We start from the raw sequence: 21,925 nt of genomic DNA, 5'->3' as shown, positions 1-21,925 counted from the left end.
GATAATTAGGCAAATTGTTTAAAGTTCTAAGATATTGACTCAAAGTTAAAACTAATAATTTAGTTTTACAACTATTTTATTAGTTTTATTTGATTACTTACCTGCTTCTGCTTTGTCGATAATTTTAATATCGTTCAAATTGATATCGGTAATACCGTATTTGTCGATTTCAGAGATCGCCATTTCGTCGAGTACATCTACTAAAGATTTGTACGAAGCCTCATCTTTAGATTTGATAACTACGAAAAACTTGTCTCCAATTTCAGCCTTTTTACGACGAAGAACGTCACGGAGACCTCCGCTAGCAGCAAAAGATGTCTTCTCAACCTGGGTTGTTGCTACATCTTTACCCGTTCCCTGATACCAATACACTGTATCTTCGCCATCTTTTTTCGCCAACAATACGGTGATTGCTTCGGATTCCTTGATGGGAGATGTTTCTACTTTTTCTTTTTCCTTGTCTTTAGCCGGCATACCCAAGAACATGGTCACCGGTTTTTGTAAGGTAGTAGTCAGAAGGAAGAAAGTAATTAATAAAAAGCCCAAGTCTACCATGGGGGTCATATCTACACGGGTAGATACCTTTTTACTGCGGACTTTACCACCTTTGTCATTCCCACCACCTTGTGCTATCTCTGCCATTGCGTTGTTAGTTTAAAGAATTTGAAAGCGAACTTTCAAGTTCTACATGGAAGTGGGTTTAGTTTCCTGACCTGTGATCAAATTAAAGTTGTTCACATCCTGCTCCTGCATAGTAGCAATTACTTGCTTCACAACTTTATAGGGAGCATTTTGATCTGCTTTAATCAACACTTTATACTTAGCACCCTGGCTGCCGAAATACTGACGAGCGGTTGCAACCCAGTAGAAAAGTTCGTTACGAACGGAATCACTAGGAATACCTGGCTGTACGCCGGGCTTGTTACGCTCAGCAGGATCCATATCCAAGATCTGTTTCATGTTAGCCATTGGAGCACCGAAGTTTTCTGATAAACGGAAAGCTTCTTTTTCGGGATCCGTGAAGGCCACATTATAACGCTTAGACATTTGTTCCAGCATACCCAGACGTACCTGGTGGTTATCAACCCCCATGAAAATCTTTCCATCAGCCGAAACCAGAACCGTAATCACATCGATTGCGGCTAAGGGCTCCTGGGCTACGGAGTTAGGAGTAGTAACCTGAACAGCCTCCTGAGGACGCATCTTCGCTGTTAAGATGAAGAATGTTAACAGCAAGAAAGCTACGTCACACATGGCAGTCATGTCCATTGATACTCCATGACGTTTTACTTTAACCTTTGCCATCGCTACACTGTTTTTATTTTATAACTAAACGTTTCGTTGATCAAAATTATTGGTTCTTCTGAGAAAAACTTCATAACTCTGACAAATTTTAAAGAAGCTCAAACTTCTTTAACAACGCCTAGTAATGAGCAGCGTAGTTGTTAGTGATGCTCAGACCAATTTCATCGATGTTGTAAGTGATACCGTCGATGATGCTGGTGAAGTAGTTATAAGCGATCAAGCAGATAGCAGAAGTACCGATACCTAAAGCTGTGTTTACAAGAGCCTCAGAGATACCAGCAGCCAGAGCCGCTGAATCCGCACTACCTGACTGACCCATGGCAGCGAATGAACGAAGCATACCTAATACCGTTCCGAGCAGACCGATCAGCGTTGCTACCGAAGCAAGCGTTGCAATGATCGTCAGGTTTTTCTCTAAAGAAGGCATTTCTAAGCTTGTAGCTTCTTCGATTTCTTTGCTCAGAGCAACCAGTTTTTGTTCTTTGTCTAATTCAGTGTCAGTAGTCAGTTGCTGATATTTTTTCAGAGCAGCGTTTACTACGTTACCAATAGAACCTTTTTGTTTGTCACACTCTTTCAATGCTCCGTTGATGTCATTTTGGTTCAACAGAACTTGTACTTTACGAACGAACTCATCGATGCTGCTAGTTCCTTTCGCTTTGCTAAGCGTGAAAAGACGCTCAATTGTGAAAGTTAAAGAAGTTAAGAAACAAGTAAACAGAATGGGTACGATAAAACCCCCTTTGTAAACGATACCGAAGAAATCGCCTGGCAGTGGCTCATTGTTATGATCTCCTCCTTCAAAGTGGCTACCATCGCCTAAGTACAGGTGATAGAAAGCTTCAGCAACAATAAACAGAATCAGGATAATTAAACCAGACGAAATGCCCCCCGACTTCTTCTTCGGAGCAGCAGCAGGCTTGGCAGCGGGAGTAGGGGTCTTGGTAGTGTTACTCATTAGTTTGGTAATTTTAGGGTTTAGTGAAACTTTGGTTTGTTGGTGTAAAGAAAAATAAAATTTGATGTTCTACGCAACTACGAAAGATAATTTTGTTTTTGTTCCTCAAAACCGAGTAATGATTCAGCAAATCTACTGTTTTTTTTCTCAATCCCGACGTTAAGGTTTTGTGAAAAATTTTATGAGTTTTTAATAAAATTGTATTAATTAAAGAATATCACAGTGATAAATCGACCAAATCAGTATTTTTCTGAGACGACAAATTCTGTGAGTTTAACACATTTTTTACTGGACCAAACGTCTTTCGGTGCCAATCGGTTACTCCAAACTCTAATAACCCCTTCAAATGCTTCGCTGTAGGATAGCCTACATTCTGCTCCCAGCCGTACATTGGATACTCCAGAGATAGCTTTTCCATGAACGCATCCCGATAGGTCTTTGCCAGAACCGAAGCGGCGGCAATTGACGCATAAATTCCGTCACCTTTGACGATACAGGTATGCGGAATCATAGGATAAGGAGTAAATCGGTTTCCGTCGACTAGTAGATGCTCGGGCTGGGCTTTAAGTTGCTCCACGGCCCGATGCATGGCTAAATAACTTGCCTTGGCAATGTTAAACTGGTCAATCTCAGCGACACTTGCTTCCGCAATTACCCAGGCTATTGCTTCTTTTTCAATTTCTAGTCGTAACCGTTCCCGCTGGGCCCGTTTTAACTGCTTGGAATCGTTTAAAAACTCATTACTATAATCTTTCGGTAGAATCACCGCAGCGGCAACCACTGGCCCTGCTAAACACCCCCGTCCTACTTCATCGAGTCCTGCCTCAATGCTCCCCAAATGATAGAATGACTTTAACATGAATTCTATGCGTTGGTTCGAAAAGTGGGTCTAAAACTAATGTATAAACAGCTAAATATTCAACAATACTATCATAAACTTCGTAATCATAATACATTTTTTTACTAAAAAAATTATTTTTTCTGCCAATAAACTGACTTTCAGCGGGTCTTTGGCTCTCAAAAAACTAAAGCGTAAAGCGAATAAAGCAGGATTATTTGAATTTTACTATATTAATCTTCCAAGATATTTCCAATGAAGGTAGATTTTACCAGTAGGCCCAGCAATAGGAAGCTTATTGCCCACTTCAGATAAATATGATAAAAGTCTTTAATATCCTGATAATAAGAAGACTTGATGTCTACTTTTTCTAACTGATTGATCTGTTTAAAAACTTTTCGAAGGGCCTCTGCATCCTCCACCTGAAAAAATTTCCCCTTGCTCTGGGCTGCAATTTCTTTGAGCACCCCAATGTCCAGTGTTTCCATAGACATGCCTGTGGTATCTTGTTCGATGGTAGCATTTTCACGGCCAATGCCAATGGTATAGACCCGAATGCCGTAAGCATTAGCTAACTGAGCTGCCGTAACCGGGTCTAGGTTTCCGGCGGTATTATCTCCATCACTGAGTAAAATAGCGACCTTACTTTTCGACTCAGTATCCCGCATCAGATTTATGCTATTAGCCAAGGCTGAGCCGATGGCCGTTCCTGCGGTGCTAATGATATCGGGTTTTATCGAAGCTATTTGCTGTTTTACTAATTCATAATCGGTCGTGAGTGGGCAAAGAAAGAAGGATTGTCCGGCAAATACTACCACTCCGATTTTATCCCGAAATCGGCCATTAACGAATTCAGTAGCAACTTTTTTAGCCGATTCCATGCGGTTTGGTAATAAATCCTTCATGAGCATGGAATCTGACACATCCAGAGCCAGTACGATTTCAATGCCTTCAGCGAGGCGTTCTTCCGTTTCAGTAATTATCTGTGGTCGGGCCAGCGAGACTAATAAAAAGCTAATACCTAACCCAATGAATAACCCCGGCAGATGCCTTAGGTATTGAACCCAGCTTGTCTTGACTTCTTTAGGTAGAAAAGCAACATTAAGCCGCTGACGGGCTTTTCCATGAAAAATTCTTCTTAAGAAGAAGAGAAGAGGTACGGCAATAATTCCATACAAAAAATAAGGTTCGGCCCAGTGAAAACTGGTTAACGTATTGAATGAAAGCCATTTGAACGAATACCACTTATCCATAAAATCCTTAATCCCGACGCTTCAAAACGGTTAATAACTTATGACTTTTTTTCCAGAATAACCTCACGCTGCTTAATATATGTCCGTACCGCAAGATCCCGCAAGATCCGAAGGGACTCCTGGGTCTGGGGGGAGGTCACTCCCCCATATACGACGGCATCCGTTTCCCTCAGAGCCTGTTCTAACTGCCGGGATTGTGAAAATTGTTCGACCGTTTCTTTGGTCGTAAACGTAGTATAAGGCTTTCCTTCCAGTCGTTCCAGGTATCTTTTCCAAAGTACCACCGCTCGCTCTACATTGATAACCGCCTGCCGGGAATCGGTAGCACCTCTCAGATGCCTTTGAAAATTTCCGCGAAACTCCAGGTGCCTACGCCATAATTGAAACTGCCGCCAGCGTCGCCGAATTCTGGCTCCGAAAAGCCAATAGATTAATCCGCCAAGAACACCTGCGAAAATGAGAATAATAAAATATAGTGGATAGTTAATCTGATCGTCCAGTAAAACCAGAGCGGTATTGGATTGCAAACCCGCCTTTTTTGATTTCAGATTTAATAAAGATCGAAGTGGAATGGATTGCAAGCCCGAGTAGAGGGCTGTACAATCTTTTTGATTCATTACATACACCGGCAGCTTCAAATACTGCATGGAATCCACTTCAAACGATACCAGTGTATATACGACACTATCCAAACTACCCGAGGCATTGGTTCTGGTGGAATAGTAGTCTCTTTTTAGAAATTGAAAGGGCGTAAAATCATAGGTAGAATCAGGAAAAAAGACATCCAGTCTAGGATCATGCCGATAACTTAACGCGTACTGCACGGGCTTACCTACCTTAATTTCTTTCGACAGAAATTTTCCCTCTGGTTGAGCAAGCACCGGAGATACTAGAGAGAGAGAGAAAATGATAAGAAGAAACAATCCGTTTCGCACAGTGGTAATAGAGTTACTTGACTCGAAATAGTTTGATTAGTTTAGGAATATAATCTTCCTGCGTATCGACGGATAAATAATTGGCTTTATACTGCTTGCAAAGCTTCTCCAGCCGTTGTTGATTTTCTTCGAAAACGATACGCGTCGTTTTTCGAAACTGGGCAGATGACGTATTTACCCACATCATGCGGCGACTTTCTTTATCATAAACCGGAATAATTCCCAGCCTGGGCATGTTTACTTCCCGGTCATCATACAAGTGAATCACCACCAGATCGTGCTTTTTAGCCAGAGCTTTTAAATTCTGTTCGTAATCGGTATCGATAAAGTCAGAAATCAGGATCACTACACTTTTCCGGTGAAGAATATTCAGAGCAAAAAGAATAGCATCCGATACATTGGTTTTGAGTGATTCGGGTTTGAGTCGAAATAATTCCAAAATCATCTGATACCCATGCTTCATACTATTAGCCGGGCGAATGTATTTTTCCTTCTGATCTGAAAAACAGTATAAGCCTACGTGGCTAGCTTCGTGCATGGCCGAAAGAGCCAGCACACCACAGATTTCTTTGGTCGTATCCAGCTTCGAACGCTCTTCGCGACCGATATCCTGCGAAGCACTTACATCCACCATGAAAAAGACCGTCTGTTCTTTTTCTTCCTTAAATATCTTTAAAAACAGACCATGCCCCTTCGATGAAGCGTTCCAGTCTATAAGTCGGATGTCATCGCCGTACTGGTATTGTCGTAAATCCGTAAACTCCAGCCCCGAGCCTTTAAACACCGACTTAAAGTTGCCGTGCATCTGCGAATCGACCGCTTTTCGGATTCGGATTTCATAATTCCGAAGTTTTGAAAGGAGCTCGTTCATTTTGATTTTTTGGTAAATAAACCGGATTGCAAACGCCAAAGCCCTTGCCTTCCGCCAAAACTACCTAACTTTACCCAACTATTAAACATGAAAACGCGTCTACTTCTCCCTTTATTGGCTCTGCTCATGGCCTGTTCGAATGCTCCGTCTCCGCCAGAGAACCTCATTCCGCAGGATAAAATGGTACAAATTCTTAAAGATGTACACCTGGCAGAACAACGAATCATACGGTTACGTCTGGGTTCGCAGGATTCATCTATGGTTGCTTTTCAGGTTTTGGAAAAAGATATTCTGAAAAAATATCAGGCTGATACCGGAACGTACCGGGCCAGTTACCGCTACTACATTGCTCAGCCCGATAAGTTCAAAGATATCTACAAAGCAGTAGTGGATAGTTTAACGGTACTGGAAGAGCGAGAGAAGAAAATGGCCCGTGCCGACTCCAGCAAATCCGCCCAAACCCGCCCGGACAGTACGAAGTTACAGGTTCAATAATCCCTTTTGGTTATGGTTACTGATTTTGGTTCTATTCTTCTGTTCTTTATAACGGGAGTAATTTTTCTGGTCGTTATGCTGGGTATTGCTCGCCTGATTCGCCCAAACCGTCCGAATCCTGAGAAACTCAGTACTTATGAGTCAGGAGAAGAGCCGGAAGGAAACGCTAACGTCCAGTTTAATATCCGTTTTTATATTGTTGCTCTGATCTTTTTACTTTTTGACGTTGAATTAGTCTTTCTATTTCCCTGGGCTACCGTATTCGGACAAGAATCTCTGATTCAGGAAACGAATGGTCGCTGGGGTGTGTTTGCTTTACTGGAGATGTTTCTCTTCGTAGGGATTCTCGCTTTAGGTCTTGCTTATGCCTGGCGAAAAGGACATCTTGACTGGGTACGTCCACAAGCTAAAGTTTCTGACATTCAGTCTAAAGTACCTATGGATCTTTACGGAAAAGTAAATAAGAAGTATCAATGAAGAGTTTTCTTGATAGCCGATTTAAAACCGGCGAAGGCGGCCTGATTCTAACCACGGCGGAAGATTTGCTCAACTGGGCTCGTCTTAACTCGCTCTGGCCTATGGGTTTTGGTCTAGCCTGTTGTGCTATTGAAATGATGCAAACCTTCGCATCCAGCTATGACCTGGAACGATTCGGAATTTTTCCCCGGCCTTCTCCCCGTCAGTCGGACGTAATGATCGTTTCTGGAACGGTAACCTTTAAAATGGCCGACCGAATTCGCCGCTTATACGAACAAATGGCAGAACCTCGTTATGTCATCTCCATGGGCAGTTGTTCGAACTGCGGTGGCCCTTACTGGGAACACGGCTACCATGTGGTAAAAGGCGTTGATCGCATTATTCCCGTGGATGTGTACGTGCCTGGATGCCCTCCCCGCCCCGAAGCTCTGATTGGTGCCATTATGAAATTACAGGACAAAATCAGAGGTGAAAGTGTGCAGGAACCTACTGCTGCGTTATCCCTCGTTGAAAAATTTGAAAAACCAACATTTGCATGACTTTCTCAGAACTTAAATCCCTGCTCACGCATGAGTTTGGGACGGAAGCTTTGATTGGCGAAGAAGAGTTGGTACTTATGCCTAACTTAACAGTTCGCCCTGAATCACTGGTTCCTATTTGTGAGTTCCTACGGAATGATGAACGAACGTATTTCGACTCGTTATCCTGCCTTACCGCACTGGATAACGGAACGGATACTTTTGAAGTTGCTTATAATTTGTTCTCCATTCCTTACGAACACGCCCTTTGTTTGAAAGTAAAATTGCCTCGTCAGGAAGGCACACAGCCTGCGGTTAATAGCGTCAGTGAAATCTGGCGGACGGCCAACTGGCACGAACGCGAAGCCTACGACCTGATGGGCATTCACTTTGAAGGCCACCCGGATTTACGTCGGATTTTACTTCCCGAAGACTGGGAAGGCCATCCGCTTCGGAAAGATTACACTGAACAGGAACGTTATCACGGCATTACCGTCAAATACGAAGCCTAACCAAAAGAGCACGTTTAGAAGCGTGCTCTTTTTTGTTAGTCTGCAGCTCGGTTTTTCCACCATTGCCGACTCCAGATGCGGCGGTAAGGCCAGCCTTTTCTTTGCAGACTCATCGGGAAATAAGCGTGTGCTTCTTTTGAACTCAAGCTTTGATAATACAGATCATCGTCGGTTAGAATCAATCCTTCATAAACCGTTTTCTCTTTCTTGACTAAATCTGCGAAGGGTAATTCTTTAACCCAGGAAGGATGCATGCGTTCAAGCTGATCTTTCAGCAACTGGCTTGACTTCAGCTCTTGCACCGCTAAAGGTTTGGGAAGGTATTCTCCCGAAGAAACGCTACGGGCAAAGTTTAAATACGCTTTTAGCAAACGGGGCCCTTCGTTCATAGCCTCTTCTACTTTCAACTGCTCGGGCCACAAACTCGTTACCACATAAATCCGTTGACGGGCCCTGGTAATAGCTACATTCAGTCGGTTTTCCCCTCCTATCTGGTTCAGCGACCCAAAGTGGGCTGACACTTTACCCTGTTCATTAGGGGCATAACCAATGGAGAAAATGATTACATCCCGTTCGTCACCCTGTACGTTTTCCAGATTTTTGATAAATAAAGGTTCTGCCTGAGCCGAAGTAATGTCCAGTTTATCTTCCAGTAAACGCTGCTGGGGTGAGTTGAACGTAACCACCCCCACTGATAAATCCGGCTCCTGGCGAGTTAAGGTCTGAAGCAGAGCAACCACAGCCGCCGCTTCGGGTTCATTTTGCTGATCTTTCCATTCGCCTTCTACTTTTATATAGTGAATAGCCCCTGAGTTACGGTTCATTTCCTGGAAATCAGGTAGTAACTTCAATCGATTTTCGTAAAAATGCTGATTCGAAAATTCAATTAAATCCAGCGAACGACTGCGGTAATGGCCTTGTAAAAGTACCTGCGGCAAATAACGAGCCATCAGATCCAGCAGGCTGGTTACTTCTAGTTCAGGAATATCATCGGTGTCCTCGTCTAGTCGAACGCGGTACAAATCAGAAGGTTGCAATTGCTTGCTATCCCCTGCAATTACCACTTGTTTTCCCCGAAACATGGCGGGTAAGCCCTGCTCAGCAAAGCATTGCGAAGCTTCATCAAAAATAACCAGATCGAAAAAAGGCTCTTCCGTTAAGGGAAATATGGCCGAAACCGTTTCGGGCGAAGCTAGCCAACAGGGTACCAGCGTTAATACCTCATCCGTGAAATGACTTAACACCTGCCGAACGGGCCAAATCAGACGTTTTTTAGTAACCTGATGCCGTAAATCCCGGTAAGTTGTCACTTTACCCAGACGGTTCATTTCGAGCGATTGATACGTTTGCTCGCGTAACTGTTTCCGGCCAATTTCTCCGGCCAACTCCTGTTTTCGCAGCACGGCCTGCTGCAAGTCTTCCTCCATCTGCTGCATTTTCAGCCCGGAAACACTTCGCAAAAGGGGCATTTTCAATTCCAAATGTTCAATCCAGGCGAGTTTGAGGGAGTTCACAAACGTGTCCAGTAACTCATGGCCTGCTCCTCTTTTAATCACTTCGCTCTCCGCCGGACTCAGTTGGTTTTGCAGGGTATCAAATTCCTGCAATAGTTCAAAATCGTTGGTTAATGAGTCCAGTAAAAGGCTGGTTTGCTGAGGCGTCGCCTGAGTAATCCAATCCATTTGAGAAGCCGTCAGGTATCTTTTCCAACTTTCCTGTTTTTGCCCTAGCTGTTGAAGCAATTGAATAATCTGACTGATTTTATCAGCAAAATTGGTCTGATTCGACTCGGAATGGAATCGGTATAACTCTCCAATCAGTGAATACGATTTTCGGATGTGCTCATACTGAGTCGAAGCCTCCGCTACCTGCGAAGTTACCCGCTCCCAGTTCTGCCGGGTCTGACTCCATTCTTCCTGCTGAACCCGAATGTGTAACGGCTCTGCCCATTGTTGCATTAACCATTCTACCTCCAAACGATTCAGGACTATTTGTCTAAGCTTTTGTAGATCAGTGTGTTCAAGCGTCAACCCATACGGAGAAGCCTGTTTTTGTAAACTTTCTTTTTCCGAGAAAAATAACCATTTCAGTAAAGAAGGACGGGCCTGAATAGCGGTTTCCAGGGTTTCCAGAAAAGGGCGTAACTCTGAACTTCTAAAACTTTCGCTGGCTATTCCCTGGTTAATCAATTGTTCGATCTGCCTACGAATGGGCCATTCTTTCCAGTCAGAAATCTGGCGATAATGCAACCGACGAACCCAAATTTCCCGTTCTGGCGTGAATTCTTTGAGCAACCGTACTAACGCCCTTTCCTCTTTTTGCAGGCTTCGTACTTCTGCCCAACTCACTTTTCTTCCTAAAAAAGCCTGAATCTGTTGCGTAATCTGTTCGATTACCGCGGGGATTTCCAGCACGGTGGACTTAATAGCTGGCACGTCCTGAAAGGTAAACACGCTAAAATCCTGACGATCCTGCCAGGGGTGATTCTGACCGATTCGACTTTGATAACTTTCGTATCGCTTTAACTTTTGCGTCGTTTCTTCGAGCGTATGTAAAGGAAAAGACTGGTACAAATCCTGAAGCTCGATTCGAGGTTTGTGTGGATCGGAGGTTAGGTAAAGCTCTTTTGCTGACACGCCACATGCACTGGTATCGAAGAGAGCTTTTTTGAAATCGTCCAGTTCTTCCTGAATGCGATCAATCTGATTGGAATGCTGAGTAAATTCCCGATCCAATAAAATTGCATCCAAACTGGTATTCAATCGTTTATACTCGTCAATGCGATCAATTTGGCCCGTAATTTGGGTATATAAACTTTTTCGATCATGCTGAAAGTCATGCAGGTTTGCAGCAAAATCCTGCCAGTGGGCTCGCGATAGTCGGTCATAGACGGTATCCAGAGCCGCTCGTTTCTGACTCACCACCAGCACTCGCTTTCCCTGGGCCGTAAAATCTGCGATGAGGTTACAAATGAGTTGGGATTTACCCGTACCCGGCGGCCCCTGTACCACCAGCGATTCACCTTTTTTTACCCGCCGAAAAGCCGCTTCCTGCGAAGCATCCATCGGGAAAGGCGTTAAGATGTCGGCCTCACGTATTTTTTTAGAAAGATGGTCCGTGACTTCTGATTGAAACGGTGAAAAATTATCGGCCTCAACCCGCTGTAATAAGCTCTCATAATCACGAACGAGGTACGAACCTGCCTGTGGGAAAATGCCTATAATGGCATGCGGTACCAACCGCAACTCGCCAGCTCGTTCCGTTCTTTCGAGATCACTTTTCAGTAGTTTCGGAAAAAATTGCAGTTGATCTTCAAATAAATCGGAGTTGTAATTAAGCTTAAGTGGTGTTGTTTTTAGCCATTCGTACAATTCCGTACGGAAATGCAGTGAATCCTTGGGAAAGTCTTCAAAGTCTTTTTCAAAAACTTCTTCCAGTACTTTCAGCCCATTGAAATGAGCGTAAGCCATTGCTAGGGAGCGATTCAGCACCAGCGGCTCATCCCGACGATCCATCACCCACTGGTTTTGAGGATTTACTCGCAGGCTCACTGGCCAGAAAAGCAGAGGAGCCCGAACGACGGTTCCGTCAGCGAACTTCCCCTGAACCAGGGGCCAGCCCAGGTATAAATCTTCGGTTCCTCGCTCAGCTTCAATGAAACTGGCTGTGCGAGCAATGAGTCGCAGGCGGCGGGAGATGTCGTTGACTTTCTGGTCACGCGGGTCAAGCACTTCGCACAGCGGCAGATTGCTCTTTCCGGCAATGCACCCTTTGATAAGATGAAACGAAGAAGACCCAGAAAGGAAATCCAGTTCATGAATATCCAGAAATTGTTCTTTAGGCAGGGATAAAAGCACTAAAGAACGGTTTCTTGGGCTCAAGTTTACCAGCCGTCGCTGAAAAATTCGTAAGCTATTTTTCGACCAGAACGAATTCATGAAAGAGTAATTCAGGAGTAAAATATGCAATTGATGGGCTGGCTGTAAATGAACCATCCTCCCTTAATAAAACCAAATCCTGGTTCGTTTATCTGCTTTTTCATTATTTGGTAACAAAATACAGAAACCAAGAATAATTATCTATTAATCAGATGTTTATATTCTTATCTAAAACCCTAATGCCCTTTTTCGGTTTTCATAAAATAATGCAAACTTAGGCTCTTCCGAAATTGGTATGTAATTTCAAGGTTTGAAACCATCTTTGCGACCCACTGTTTGCCAAATTCAGCCTTGATTTGAGACCTGTCGTTAGTGTCTTTTTCACCTTATGTACAACAATAAAAAAGTAATCGTTGTCATGCCCGCCTACCGGGCCGCTCTTACCGTAGAACGTACGTATCGGGAAATTCCCTTTGATTTAGTGGATGAAGTGGTTCTGGTTGATGACCATAGCCCTGATAATACCGTTGAAGTGGCACGTGCACTGGGTATTAAGCATGTCATTCGGCATGATATCAACAAAGGCTACGGCGGTAACCAGAAAACCTGTTACAAAAAAGCCCTGGAATTAGGTGGTGACATTGTCATCATGCTACACCCCGATTACCAATATACGCCGCTCCTATTGACGGCTATGATTTCCATCATTGGTAACGATTTATATCCGGTAGTGTTTGGCTCAAGGATTTTAGGAAAAGGAGCGTTGAAAGGTGGTATGCCGATGTACAAATACATTGCCAACCGTTTCCTAACCTTTACGCAGAATGTGCTGTTGAATCAGAAATTATCTGAATATCATACAGGTTACCGGGCTTTTTCACGCGAGGTACTGGAAAAAGTGCCCTTTGAAAAATGCGACGACGATTTCGTTTTCGATAATGAAATGATCGCTCAGATTTTCTGGAAAGGATTCGAAATTGCAGAAGTAACCTGTCCAACAAAATACTTTGACGAAGCTTCTTCCATTAACTTCATGCGGAGTTCCAAATACGGTTTAGGCGTATTGAGAACGTCATTATTGTACCGCTTCTCGAAATGGGGTTTAGGTAAATGGAAAATTCTGGATTAATCGATATAGAGTAACAAAAAAGGCGAGCTATTTCTGAAGTAGCTCGCCTTTTTTGTTACTCTATATCTTTATTTCACGTACACCGTTTCTCGGTTATAACGCTTGAAGAAACTATCTATCTTTAACTGAACAACCCCAAGAAAAGCTTCCTTGAAAATTTTGGGAGACATTTTGGAAACGCCCTGCGTCCGATCCGTAAATATAATGGGGACTTCTTTGAGCTTGAACCCAAATTTCCAGGAAGTGAACTTCATTTCAATTTGAAAGGCATAGCCCACAAACTTGATTTTATTGAGGTTAATGGTTTCCAGCACAATCCGACGGTAACACTTAAAACCAGCGGTAGCATCCATAATCGGCATTCCGGTAATAAAGCGAACGTAAACGCCGGCGAAGTATGACATTAACACACGTCCCATGGGCCAGTTCACCACGTTTACCCCCTGAATATAACGCGAACCGATGGCTACATCATTACCATCCATGGCACAGGCTTTCCATAAACGCACAAGATCGTCCGGGTTATGAGACAAGTCCGCATCCATTTCAAAAATATACTCGTATCCACTGGAGATAGCATATTTAAAACCTGCGATGTAGGCAGTACCTAAACCTAGTTTTCCTTTCCGCTCCAGCAAATGAATTCGGTTGTCTCCAAATTCATCCTGCATCTGACGAACTTTCAGAGCAGTGCCGTCCGGCGAACCGTCGTCTACAATGAGCAAATCAAACGAAGGTTCGAGGCTCATTACGCGACGAACGACCGTTTCAATATTCTCAATTTCGTTATAGGTTGGAATGATAACCATCCGATCTTTCGAATGATTCATGGTCAAACATGCAGAAGTATCTGTAAATACAGAGACTGTTTCCATGTATTACTTGGTTAGGAAATGAATAAATTTTTCAGCAATGCTGAATCTATACTACTAACGAATCTTTGAATCAAAATCATTCATTAAGACGTCTTAAAATCCTTTCTGTCAAAAGGATAATGGTGCAATTTCGGCTATTTTTTTTAATAAAACTAACTCATTTCCAAGACCCTGACTTACATTTCTTTCTTTACCTTCTTAAAATAAGAAATAGTAACAAAGAAAATATTTTGAGGCATTCTCGAAGAACTTTAAGAAATTAGCTTTTGATTTTGGCTTGTGCCTGGACAATAAAGTACTGATTAAAAGGAGTTTATTGGTTTAGGTAAAGAAAAAGAGCTTCGGCGGCACTGGGAATTATCTAAGCGGCTGGACTTATTTTGCCAACTTACCACCTCTTTTTAAAGTTATATCCAGATGACAGACCGCTCTGACTTTTTCAACCTGAGTTATGAATTCAGTCTGCTTCAAATCATTCGTTCGAAATGTCAACAACGCCCATACACTTGCAGGAAGTAGCTAAGAAGCAGGAGACCTATTTTAACCAGTTAGATGGAATCCGATTCTTCGCTGTTTTTCTGGTTCTATATGATCACTTGCTGGCGGGATTTAATACGCTTCCCATTGGGCCTATCGGGGTTACCATTTTTTTCGTGCTAAGTGGGTTTCTCATTACCCGCATTCTCATTGAAAGTAAAAATCAGTATAAACCCCGTGAAGATGGCTTTAAGACTTATCTGAAAAAGTTTTACATCCGCCGGACCATTCGGATTTTCCCGATTTATTACCTGACAATCTTCCTGCTCGTGGTATTCAATGTGCCGCCCGCCCGTGAAAAATTCTGGTGGCTGGTAACTTATACTTCTAATATTTACATCGCCCATCACGAACACTGGCTGGGCGTGGTGGATCATTTCTGGTCATTGGCCGTTGAAGAGCAGTTCTATATCTTTTTCCCTTTCATTGTATTCTTTATTCCAAACCGGCATTTGCCTAAATTACTCGTCGGTTTTATTATCGGTAGCGTATTATTGCGTCTGTATTACTTCCTGACGGGAGCTCCCTGGTTTGTAGCCTATGTATTAATGCCGACCAGTCTGGATGCCTTCGGCCTGGGCGGACTCATGGCCTATATGTACATCTACCAGCGAGAGTTGTTTGACTCTACCTTTAAACGGGGAAGTCTGGTTTGGCTGGGTCTGGCTATTCTCGGGGGAAGTTTGTTATGGTATCATCTTTCGCCCGATCCTCATTTGTCCCTTAACTCGGTTTTTGAACGATTAGCGGGTTCTATTTTTGCCTTCTTCCTGATCGGTAAAGCCATTACGGGTTACAGTGGCGTAATGAAATGGCTCCTCGAAAACCCGGTCAGTGTCTATCTGGGGCGAATCAGCTATGGGCTATACCTGTATCATAATTTTGTTTTCAATCATTATCACATTACGCCTACGCATCCCGTATATCGCTTTATGCACCGGATTTACCGTTCATTCCCCTCGCTCGAGGAAAATCTGGTTTTCAATTTCGCTACCTACATCGTATTAACCATTTTCGTTGCCACGCTTTCCTGGTATATTATTGAGAAACCGATCAATAACCTAAAAAGTCGATTTAAGTATTAATCCTTCCCTATTGCTTAATCATTTTACAACCTTTATGTCTGGTTTTTTACAGCAACGATATTGGACGAACCTCGGCTGGGCGTTTCTGGTAGCCATTACCATCGTCCCTATGATGGTGCTTAGTTTCTTTAATCATCCCTCTGCCGCCGACGATTTTTGCTTTGCCTACATGGCTCGGGATTATGGTATTCTGTGGTCCACCAAATTCTATTACGACCAGTGGACAGGGCGTTATTTTGCCTGCCTGCTCTTCCATTCCACGCCCCTATTCAAGGGTTGGTTCTGGTATTACCAGGCCCTTCCCATCGTTTATATGCTCGCAACGGTCGGCAGCGTATACCTGTTGCTGGGTGAGTTAATTCACACCTCCCGTGCACAGAAATGGTTAATCAGCACTGCTTTTTTAGTCTTATACATTCTTCAGTTAGACAGTATTGTAGAGAGCTTTTTCTGGGTAACGGGTTCGTATACCTATGCTTTGCCCCAAATCCTGACCTTACTATTTTGGGTCGCTTTAATCCGTTCCTACAAACCTGAAAATAAACGTATTAAATACGGACTTATCGTTTGGGCAGCGTTTTTGGTTTTTGCCATGATTGGCCTTTGCGAGATGTTTCTCTTACTCACGACGGGCTTGCTACTTTGTTTTATGGGGTATCGGCTTCTGTTTCAGCGAAAACTAGACTGGCTATTGCTTATCCTTTTCCTCGAAGCTGTGATTTGCTGCTATCTAGTACTCGAATCCCCCGGTTCGAAGATTCGTCAGGGGAGTAATCCCCTAGGCGGTAATCTTTCTTTTTCCATCCTTACTTCCTTCAAAACAGCGGTAATGGTTGGCATTAAATGGTTACCCTTAACGCTCGTATTTCTGGTTTTCTGGATTAACTGGCTGAGTAATAAAATCAGTCATTCGTCTCTTTTCAGTGCGTACGTTCGCATCCCGGTTTGGGTAGGTTGGCTGGTATGGGCCGTGGTGGTTCCGGTTCTTTACTTCCCGATTTTTTACGGCGTAGGTATTGAAAGCGTTTCACCACGTATTCATAACTCCGTCTATTTCTTCTATTTAATCGGGTTCTTTTATAACGTATTGGTAACCATGCTCTGGATTCAGGAAAAGTGGAATCTTGGTTTTCTGAGTCCCGGTATTGTGCGAGTGCTAACGCTGCTGTCCATTCTTGTTTTGCCTTTACTTATCTGGAAAAATACGAACGTTCGGATGATGGCGAGTGATCTAAAAAATGGAACTGCGGCGGCTTACAGCCGCGAACTCTACGATCGTTACGAGAAAATCCGGCAGGCTCCCGCTCATGCAATGGTTACCATTCAACCCCTGAAGCACGTTCCTCGATCGCTTTTCCTGGAAGACATTAAAGACAATCCAAAGCACCCCTGGAATGATTGCGAGACTAAGTTTTTCCAGAAAAAAGCTCTCGTCATTACTCCTTAACCTTTGCCTTATTGATTGAATTTATATGAAAACCAGCCGTTTGTTCCCACTTCTGGTCAATACGATTCCCATTATTGGTTTCGTTATTTTCTTTCTATTATACGTTGTCAATGTTCCCTGGTTCGATGATTTCGAAGCTTTGTCAGGATTTTTTCTGGAATTCCTGAAATCCAAAACCTGGGCTGAAAAATGGCACTGGCTGATTGTTCCTAATAATGAACACCGGATGGCGACGGGCAAGCTTATTACTGTGCTGGTATATTACTGTTCGGGTTTTCTCGATTTCCGCTGGATTCAGGGGCTAGCAAATTTCTCGGTGATCGTTATCTGGGGATTATTACTGCTTACCTTCCGCCGATTTAAAGTATCGTACTGGTATTTTCTGCCATTAACGCTCATTCTGTTTCAGCCTCAGTATTACCTGCTTACGTTTTGGTCCATTACAGGCTTACAACACGAACCTTTACTAGCTCTGGTTTTACTGACTTTATATGTTCTAGCTTTACGCACCCGGCTTTCCTTCCCCCTAGCTTTAGTTTTAGGCCTAATCACGACCTTCACGATGAGTAATGGCATGTTTGTCTGGCTAGCGGGGTTAGGTGTACTTTTGCTTCGCAGACGCTTCCGTGAAGTCTTTATCTGGGCTTTTGGAATGGCCGTTGGAATAACTGGCTATTACTACAACTTCCCCTATTCGGGTAATGAACGCAGCTTTGGTAAATTCCTGCAAATGCCGCACTTATCCGTCAGTGGCTTTTTTACCTACATGGGGGGGCCATTTGACTTTTTCCCCTCTATGCCTGAACCCTGGCGATTTGTGTTACCCACGCTGGCGGGTTTGGTCATCATGTGGATCGCCGTTCGCTGGTTTACTCAGCAGTTCTGGCCTTTGATTCGTTACTATTTCCAACCTTCCATTGACCCACAGGAATCTACTTTCGTTCAGGACTTTCTCCTCGGCGGCATGCTTTTCCTCTTGATCAACGCAGGTGTAATCGCCATTCTACGTCCCCACTTCGGGTATTTCGTGATGTTGATTAGTAACTACCGGCTATACCCTTTGCTCTTTTTATGTTTATTATATCTGGCCTGGCTAAAAGGTCAAAAACGGGTGTCCTTCAGTCCGGCACCGCTAATCGCTTTGGGGGTTTTATTTAGTTTTCTATCCTATTTCAATTATTACCCATTAGTAGTCGAACGCCGCAAGTTGTTATTAACGAACGCCTTCAATCAATACCATAGTAACATCGGGCTTGCCGCCACTCGCGGCACCATTCTGGAGCCCTACATCATCTGGGCTTTCAAAGAGCCCATAAAAATGGGAGTATTTCAACCACCCGTTCATTTTTTTGATGAAGCTTTGAAAAAAAATAAGGAGGCTCAAAACATTTCTCTGATTCCAACTATTACCACTAAGGAAATTAGTGTCGTACAGTCGAACTTCCCTGTCCCCAGGAGTCGAAACGGCATGGTGTTACTTCACCTGAAATCGACCTTTAATACGGATGAATACCTCGTGCCATTTGGTGGCGTGCCTAATACGGGTAAAAACCCGTTTTTACCGGGGATTGGTGGCAGAGCGAGCTTCCCACACGATCTGCTGAAGCCGGGTTCTTACGAGATGGAGCTCATTCAAATGGAGGGTCAGGAAGCCAAACGCTATGCTTCTGAGACGAAATTGACCATTTGACATTACTTTTGCATCTTAATTCTGTTTCAACAACCTTCTTATTAATTTCCCATTGGATAGTCCACAAATATCAATCGTTGCTCCGCTGTATAATGAAAGTGAAACCTTTCCTCACCTCATTGAACGGCTAAATGCACTCATGGATAAGTTACCTCAAAGCATTGAGGTTGTTCTGATTGATGATGGCAGCAGGGATAATACCGCAACGCTAATGCAGGCTCTGGCTTTATCGGACTCCCGGTACCACTGCGTTTTTTTGGCTCGAAATCACGGCCACCAGTTAGCTCTAACGGCAGGGATGAGTGAAGCTCGTGGGACAGAAGCCATTATGGTTATTGACGGCGATTTACAAGATCCGCCAGAATTACTCGAAAGTTTTTACTCCAAATACAAAGAAGGCTATGATGTAGTATATGCCGTTCGCCGCAAGCGGAAAGAAGGATTCATCAAAAAAATGGCCTATCACAGTTTTTACCGCATTTTACGCTCTATTTCTTACATTGATATTCCTCTGGACAGTGGTGATTTTGCTCTGGTTTCGCGTCGGGTAGTGGATGTCATGAATAACATGCCCGAGGAAAGCCGATACCTGCGGGGCATGCGTACCTGGGTGGGCTTCAAGCAAATTGGAGTAGAATACGAACGGGATGAACGCATTGCCGGGGAGTCGAAGTATTCATTTGCGTTGCTCTTCAAACTGGCGTATAACGGTATTTTCAATTTCAGTGAATTTCCCATTAAGCTCTTAACCCGGCTCGGTTCTACAGCGATTGTTTTTGCAATGCTGTATTTTATCTATAACCTGATCAAGAAATTTGTATTAGGTATGGACGTTCCCGCGGGTTTCCCGGCCACGCTTTTCACCATTATTTTCTTCGGAGGTTTGAATCTGTTCGGACTGGGTATCATTGGCGAATACGTGCTTCGAATTTTCTTCCAGTCCAAAGGCCGACCTTTATTTATCATTCGTTCGAAGATTCGCAATAAACAGTGGGAAAACTAAGTCAGATTCTTGGAGCTTTTTCCACTCATCAGGCAATAGCCGGACTCTTGATCCGGCTATTGCCATTTCATCCCAAAATGTTGTTATTGACTCCCGGAAAATTTTAGCTTTGGCCCATAATTTTACACGAACGTTCTCACACAGATTTAAACTTCAACAAATATGTCACGCGGAATTATTGCTACGATTGCCATCATAGTTTTGATTGTCATTATGGGCGGCTGTTCCTACAACGGTCTGGTTCAACAGGATGAAAGTGTTAATACGGCCTGGAGTAAAGTTCAGTCTGATTACCAACGTCGGGCTGACCTGATTCCGAACCTGGTTAATACCGTTAAAGGTGCGGCTGAATTTGAGAAATCGACGCTTACCGATGTAGTGAATGCCCGGGCCAATGCCACTTCTGTCAAATTTACAGCAGATCAGTTAACGCCCGAAAACATTCAACGTTTCCAGCAAGCCCAATCTCAGTTAAATGGCTCTTTATCCCGATTGTTAGCCGTTGCTGAAAACTATCCTCAACTGAAAGCAAACGAGAATTTCCGGGATTTACAGGCTCAACTGGAGGGCACTGAAAACCGGATTAAGGTTTCTCGCAACGACTTTAACGACGCCGTTCAGAGCTATAACCGTAAGGTTCGTTCCTTCCCGACCAATGTCCTGGCCGGTATGTTCGGCTTCTCGGCCAAAGCGTATTTTGAAGCCGATGCCGGAGCAGAAAAAGCCCCAACGGTTAAATTTTAAGTCGGTCGCTGGTCTTTACCTCTCGGGTAAAGACCAGCTTTTTCTCCAGAATGGCTATGCTTACGGAAGATCAGACGCAGGAAATTATTCAGCATATTAAAGAGGCAGAGAAGCAAACCTCGGGTGAAATTCGGGTTCATATCGAAGAGAAAACGCAAGCCGATCTAAATCCACTCGAACGGGCTCAGCAAATTTTCATGAAGCTCAACATGCACCAGACCGCCCAGCGTAATGGTGTATTGTTTTACGTGGCTATAGAAGCCCGAAAATTTGCTATCTGCGGCGATAAAGGAATCAATGAGGTCGTTCCAGCGGAATTCTGGAATAGTACCCGTGATGCCATGCGGGAGCATTTCCGGCAGAATGATCTGGTACAAGGCTTATGCACAGGTATTGAAATGGCCGGAGTGCAGCTCAAGACCTACTTTCCCCGCCAGTCTGACGACCAGAACGAATTACCCGACGAAATTTCCTTCAGTTAACGTAAGAATTGCCTTCGGCAGATTGCAGTTTTGAGCCAGATCCACTCAAAACACCAAACTCAAAACTCCTAACAGTAATGGTCACAATTCCCGCTCCATTTTTCAAGTACCTACGGAAGGGACTCTGGCTGTTCTTCTCCCTACTCAGTTTCATTTTTACCTACGCTCAGGACATCCCTGAACGTCCCGTACCCGCCCGGTTGGTGAATGATTATGTAGGAATGCTCTCCGGTAACGAAAAAGCCCAGCTTGAACGTAAGCTGAAAAGTTACATGGATTCTACCTCTACCCAGATTGTCATTCTCGTTGTTAAAACCACGGGTGATTATCCGCCCGGCGATTATGCCTTCGAAGTGGGTAGACGCTGGGGCATTGGTCAGAAAGGAAAAAATAACGGTTTAATTATCCTCTGGGCCACAGAAACCCGGAAGTTATACATTGCCACGGGATACGGCATGGAAGGCTCTATTCCAGATGCGGTAGCCAAGCAAATTGTTTCGAATACACTCACACCCGCCTTCCGGGAACAGCAGTATTACCGGGGATTAGATCAGGCTACTACCGAGATTATTCAAAGAGCCAGCGGTGAATACAAAAGCGAGGGTAATGCCGAAGGTGATCTTCCCATTGGTACGGTACTTATTTTCCTAGGCATAGCCGTTGTAGTCTTTATTTTCATTGCCCGATCCATGGGTAACAGCTGTCGAAATTCCGGTGGTCCGGGTGCTGGAATGCCCTGGTTTGGTCCTTATACTACCATGGGCGGCTGGGGCAGTTCTTCGGGTAGTTGGGGAGGTGGAAGTAGCGGCGGTGGCGGCTTTGACTTTGGCGGAGGGAGCTTCGGCGGTGGTGGTGCTGGTGGTGATTATTAAAACCCATAAGGCCTTGAGTAA

Annotated in this window: 21 protein-coding genes; 12 read left to right on the top strand and 9 right to left on the bottom strand. The window is 43.9% G+C overall.

Translation table 11 applies throughout. The annotated features are described in order from the left end of the window. Positions 1-93: 93 nt before the first annotated feature. The 7 genes from QE357_RS05065 to QE357_RS05035 form a co-directional block, all read right to left on the bottom strand. Positions 94-642 (bottom strand): biopolymer transporter ExbD, encoded by a 549-nt coding sequence (locus tag QE357_RS05065; protein WP_106638508.1) that lies wholly within the window; start codon positions 640-642, stop codon positions 94-96. Positions 643-684: 42 nt separating this feature from the next. Continuing rightward, positions 685-1,305, bottom strand: coding sequence for a biopolymer transporter ExbD (locus tag QE357_RS05060; RefSeq protein WP_106638509.1), 621 nt, complete (start codon positions 1,303-1,305; stop codon positions 685-687). Positions 1,306-1,423: 118 nt separating this feature from the next. Then, entirely contained in the window at positions 1,424-2,263 is an 840-nt protein-coding gene (locus QE357_RS05055; protein ID WP_106638510.1) for a MotA/TolQ/ExbB proton channel family protein, read from the bottom strand. Positions 2,264-2,480: 217 nt separating this feature from the next. Then, positions 2,481-3,122 (bottom strand): ribonuclease HII, encoded by a 642-nt coding sequence (locus QE357_RS05050; protein WP_309706305.1) that lies wholly within the window; start codon positions 3,120-3,122, stop codon positions 2,481-2,483. A 212-nt stretch (positions 3,123-3,334) separates the two neighbouring features. Next, positions 3,335-4,354: a VWA domain-containing protein gene (locus QE357_RS05045; RefSeq protein ID WP_309706304.1), complete on the bottom strand. Its 1,020-nt coding sequence runs from the start codon at positions 4,352-4,354 to the stop codon at positions 3,335-3,337. A gap of 38 nt (positions 4,355-4,392) precedes the next feature. Continuing rightward, positions 4,393-5,235, bottom strand: coding sequence for a LapA family protein (locus QE357_RS05040; protein WP_309706303.1), 843 nt, complete (start codon positions 5,233-5,235; stop codon positions 4,393-4,395). A 67-nt stretch (positions 5,236-5,302) separates the two neighbouring features. Beyond that, complete coding sequence (locus tag QE357_RS05035) at positions 5,303-6,160, bottom strand: DUF58 domain-containing protein (protein ID WP_307142250.1); 858 nt, start codon at positions 6,158-6,160, stop codon at positions 5,303-5,305. A gap of 87 nt (positions 6,161-6,247) precedes the next feature. Here QE357_RS05035 and QE357_RS05030 point away from each other — a divergent pair, with 87 nt between their 5' ends. The 4 genes from QE357_RS05030 to QE357_RS05015 are packed head-to-tail and all read left to right on the top strand — an operon-like array spanning position 6,248 to position 8,162. Beyond that, complete coding sequence (locus QE357_RS05030) at positions 6,248-6,655, top strand: DUF4296 domain-containing protein (protein WP_307142249.1); 408 nt, start codon at positions 6,248-6,250, stop codon at positions 6,653-6,655. Positions 6,656-6,667: 12 nt separating this feature from the next. Then, positions 6,668-7,132, top strand: a complete 465-nt coding sequence (locus QE357_RS05025; RefSeq protein WP_309706302.1) for an NADH-quinone oxidoreductase subunit A — start codon at positions 6,668-6,670, stop codon at positions 7,130-7,132. Beyond that, positions 7,129-7,671, top strand: a complete 543-nt coding sequence (locus tag QE357_RS05020; RefSeq protein ID WP_106638517.1) for an NADH-quinone oxidoreductase subunit B — start codon at positions 7,129-7,131, stop codon at positions 7,669-7,671. The genes QE357_RS05025 and QE357_RS05020 overlap by 4 nt, the downstream gene beginning before the upstream one ends. Then, on the top strand, positions 7,668-8,162 hold the full coding sequence (locus QE357_RS05015; RefSeq protein ID WP_307142247.1) for an NADH-quinone oxidoreductase subunit C: 495 nt from the start codon (positions 7,668-7,670) through the stop codon (positions 8,160-8,162). Before QE357_RS05020 ends, QE357_RS05015 begins: the two co-directional genes overlap by 4 nt. A 35-nt stretch (positions 8,163-8,197) precedes the next feature. Here QE357_RS05015 and QE357_RS05010 read toward each other — a convergent pair whose 3' ends face one another. Further along, complete coding sequence (locus tag QE357_RS05010; RefSeq protein WP_309706301.1) at positions 8,198-12,100, bottom strand: AAA domain-containing protein; 3,903 nt, start codon at positions 12,098-12,100, stop codon at positions 8,198-8,200. A gap of 328 nt (positions 12,101-12,428) precedes the next feature. Between QE357_RS05010 and QE357_RS05005 the strand changes: the two genes are divergently transcribed. Next, positions 12,429-13,169: a glycosyltransferase family 2 protein gene (locus tag QE357_RS05005; protein ID WP_106638519.1), complete on the top strand. Its 741-nt coding sequence runs from the start codon at positions 12,429-12,431 to the stop codon at positions 13,167-13,169. A 68-nt stretch (positions 13,170-13,237) separates the two neighbouring features. On the opposite strand, the gene QE357_RS05000 is transcribed toward QE357_RS05005, so the two are convergent. Then, positions 13,238-13,999 carry a polyprenol monophosphomannose synthase gene (locus QE357_RS05000; RefSeq protein ID WP_106638025.1) on the bottom strand — a complete coding sequence of 254 codons (762 nt, stop codon included), beginning with the start codon at positions 13,997-13,999 and terminating at the stop codon, positions 13,238-13,240. Positions 14,000-14,529: 530 nt separating this feature from the next. On the opposite strand from QE357_RS05000, the gene QE357_RS04995 reads away from it, so the two are divergent. The 7 genes from QE357_RS04995 to QE357_RS04965 all read left to right on the top strand — a co-directional run bounded on the left by QE357_RS04995 (position 14,530) and on the right by QE357_RS04965 (position 21,904). Continuing rightward, complete coding sequence (locus tag QE357_RS04995; RefSeq protein ID WP_309706300.1) at positions 14,530-15,666, top strand: acyltransferase; 1,137 nt, start codon at positions 14,530-14,532, stop codon at positions 15,664-15,666. A 34-nt stretch (positions 15,667-15,700) separates the two neighbouring features. Further along, entirely contained in the window at positions 15,701-17,113 is a 1,413-nt protein-coding gene (locus tag QE357_RS04990) for a DUF6056 family protein (protein WP_309706299.1), read from the top strand. Positions 17,114-17,138: 25 nt separating this feature from the next. After that, positions 17,139-18,803, top strand: a complete 1,665-nt coding sequence (locus QE357_RS04985) for a hypothetical protein (RefSeq protein ID WP_309706298.1) — start codon at positions 17,139-17,141, stop codon at positions 18,801-18,803. Positions 18,804-18,855: 52 nt separating this feature from the next. Next, positions 18,856-19,806: a glycosyltransferase family 2 protein gene (locus tag QE357_RS04980; RefSeq protein ID WP_106638013.1), complete on the top strand. Its 951-nt coding sequence runs from the start codon at positions 18,856-18,858 to the stop codon at positions 19,804-19,806. Positions 19,807-19,968: 162 nt separating this feature from the next. Beyond that, positions 19,969-20,550, top strand: a complete 582-nt coding sequence (locus tag QE357_RS04975; protein ID WP_106638012.1) for a LemA family protein — start codon at positions 19,969-19,971, stop codon at positions 20,548-20,550. Positions 20,551-20,600: 50 nt separating this feature from the next. Continuing rightward, complete coding sequence (locus QE357_RS04970; RefSeq protein WP_309706297.1) at positions 20,601-21,032, top strand: TPM domain-containing protein; 432 nt, start codon at positions 20,601-20,603, stop codon at positions 21,030-21,032. 77 nt (positions 21,033-21,109) lie between these two features. Continuing rightward, positions 21,110-21,904 carry a TPM domain-containing protein gene (locus QE357_RS04965; RefSeq protein WP_309706296.1) on the top strand — a complete coding sequence of 265 codons (795 nt, stop codon included), beginning with the start codon at positions 21,110-21,112 and terminating at the stop codon, positions 21,902-21,904. The last annotated feature ends 21 nt before the right edge of the window (positions 21,905-21,925 follow it).

The sequence above is a fragment of the Siphonobacter sp. SORGH_AS_0500 genome, assembly GCF_031453245.1.
In the GTDB taxonomy this organism is placed as follows: domain Bacteria; phylum Bacteroidota; class Bacteroidia; order Cytophagales; family Spirosomataceae; genus Siphonobacter.
Note: the sequence above shows the minus strand (reverse complement) of the source record. Positions and strands in the feature narration are given on the sequence as shown.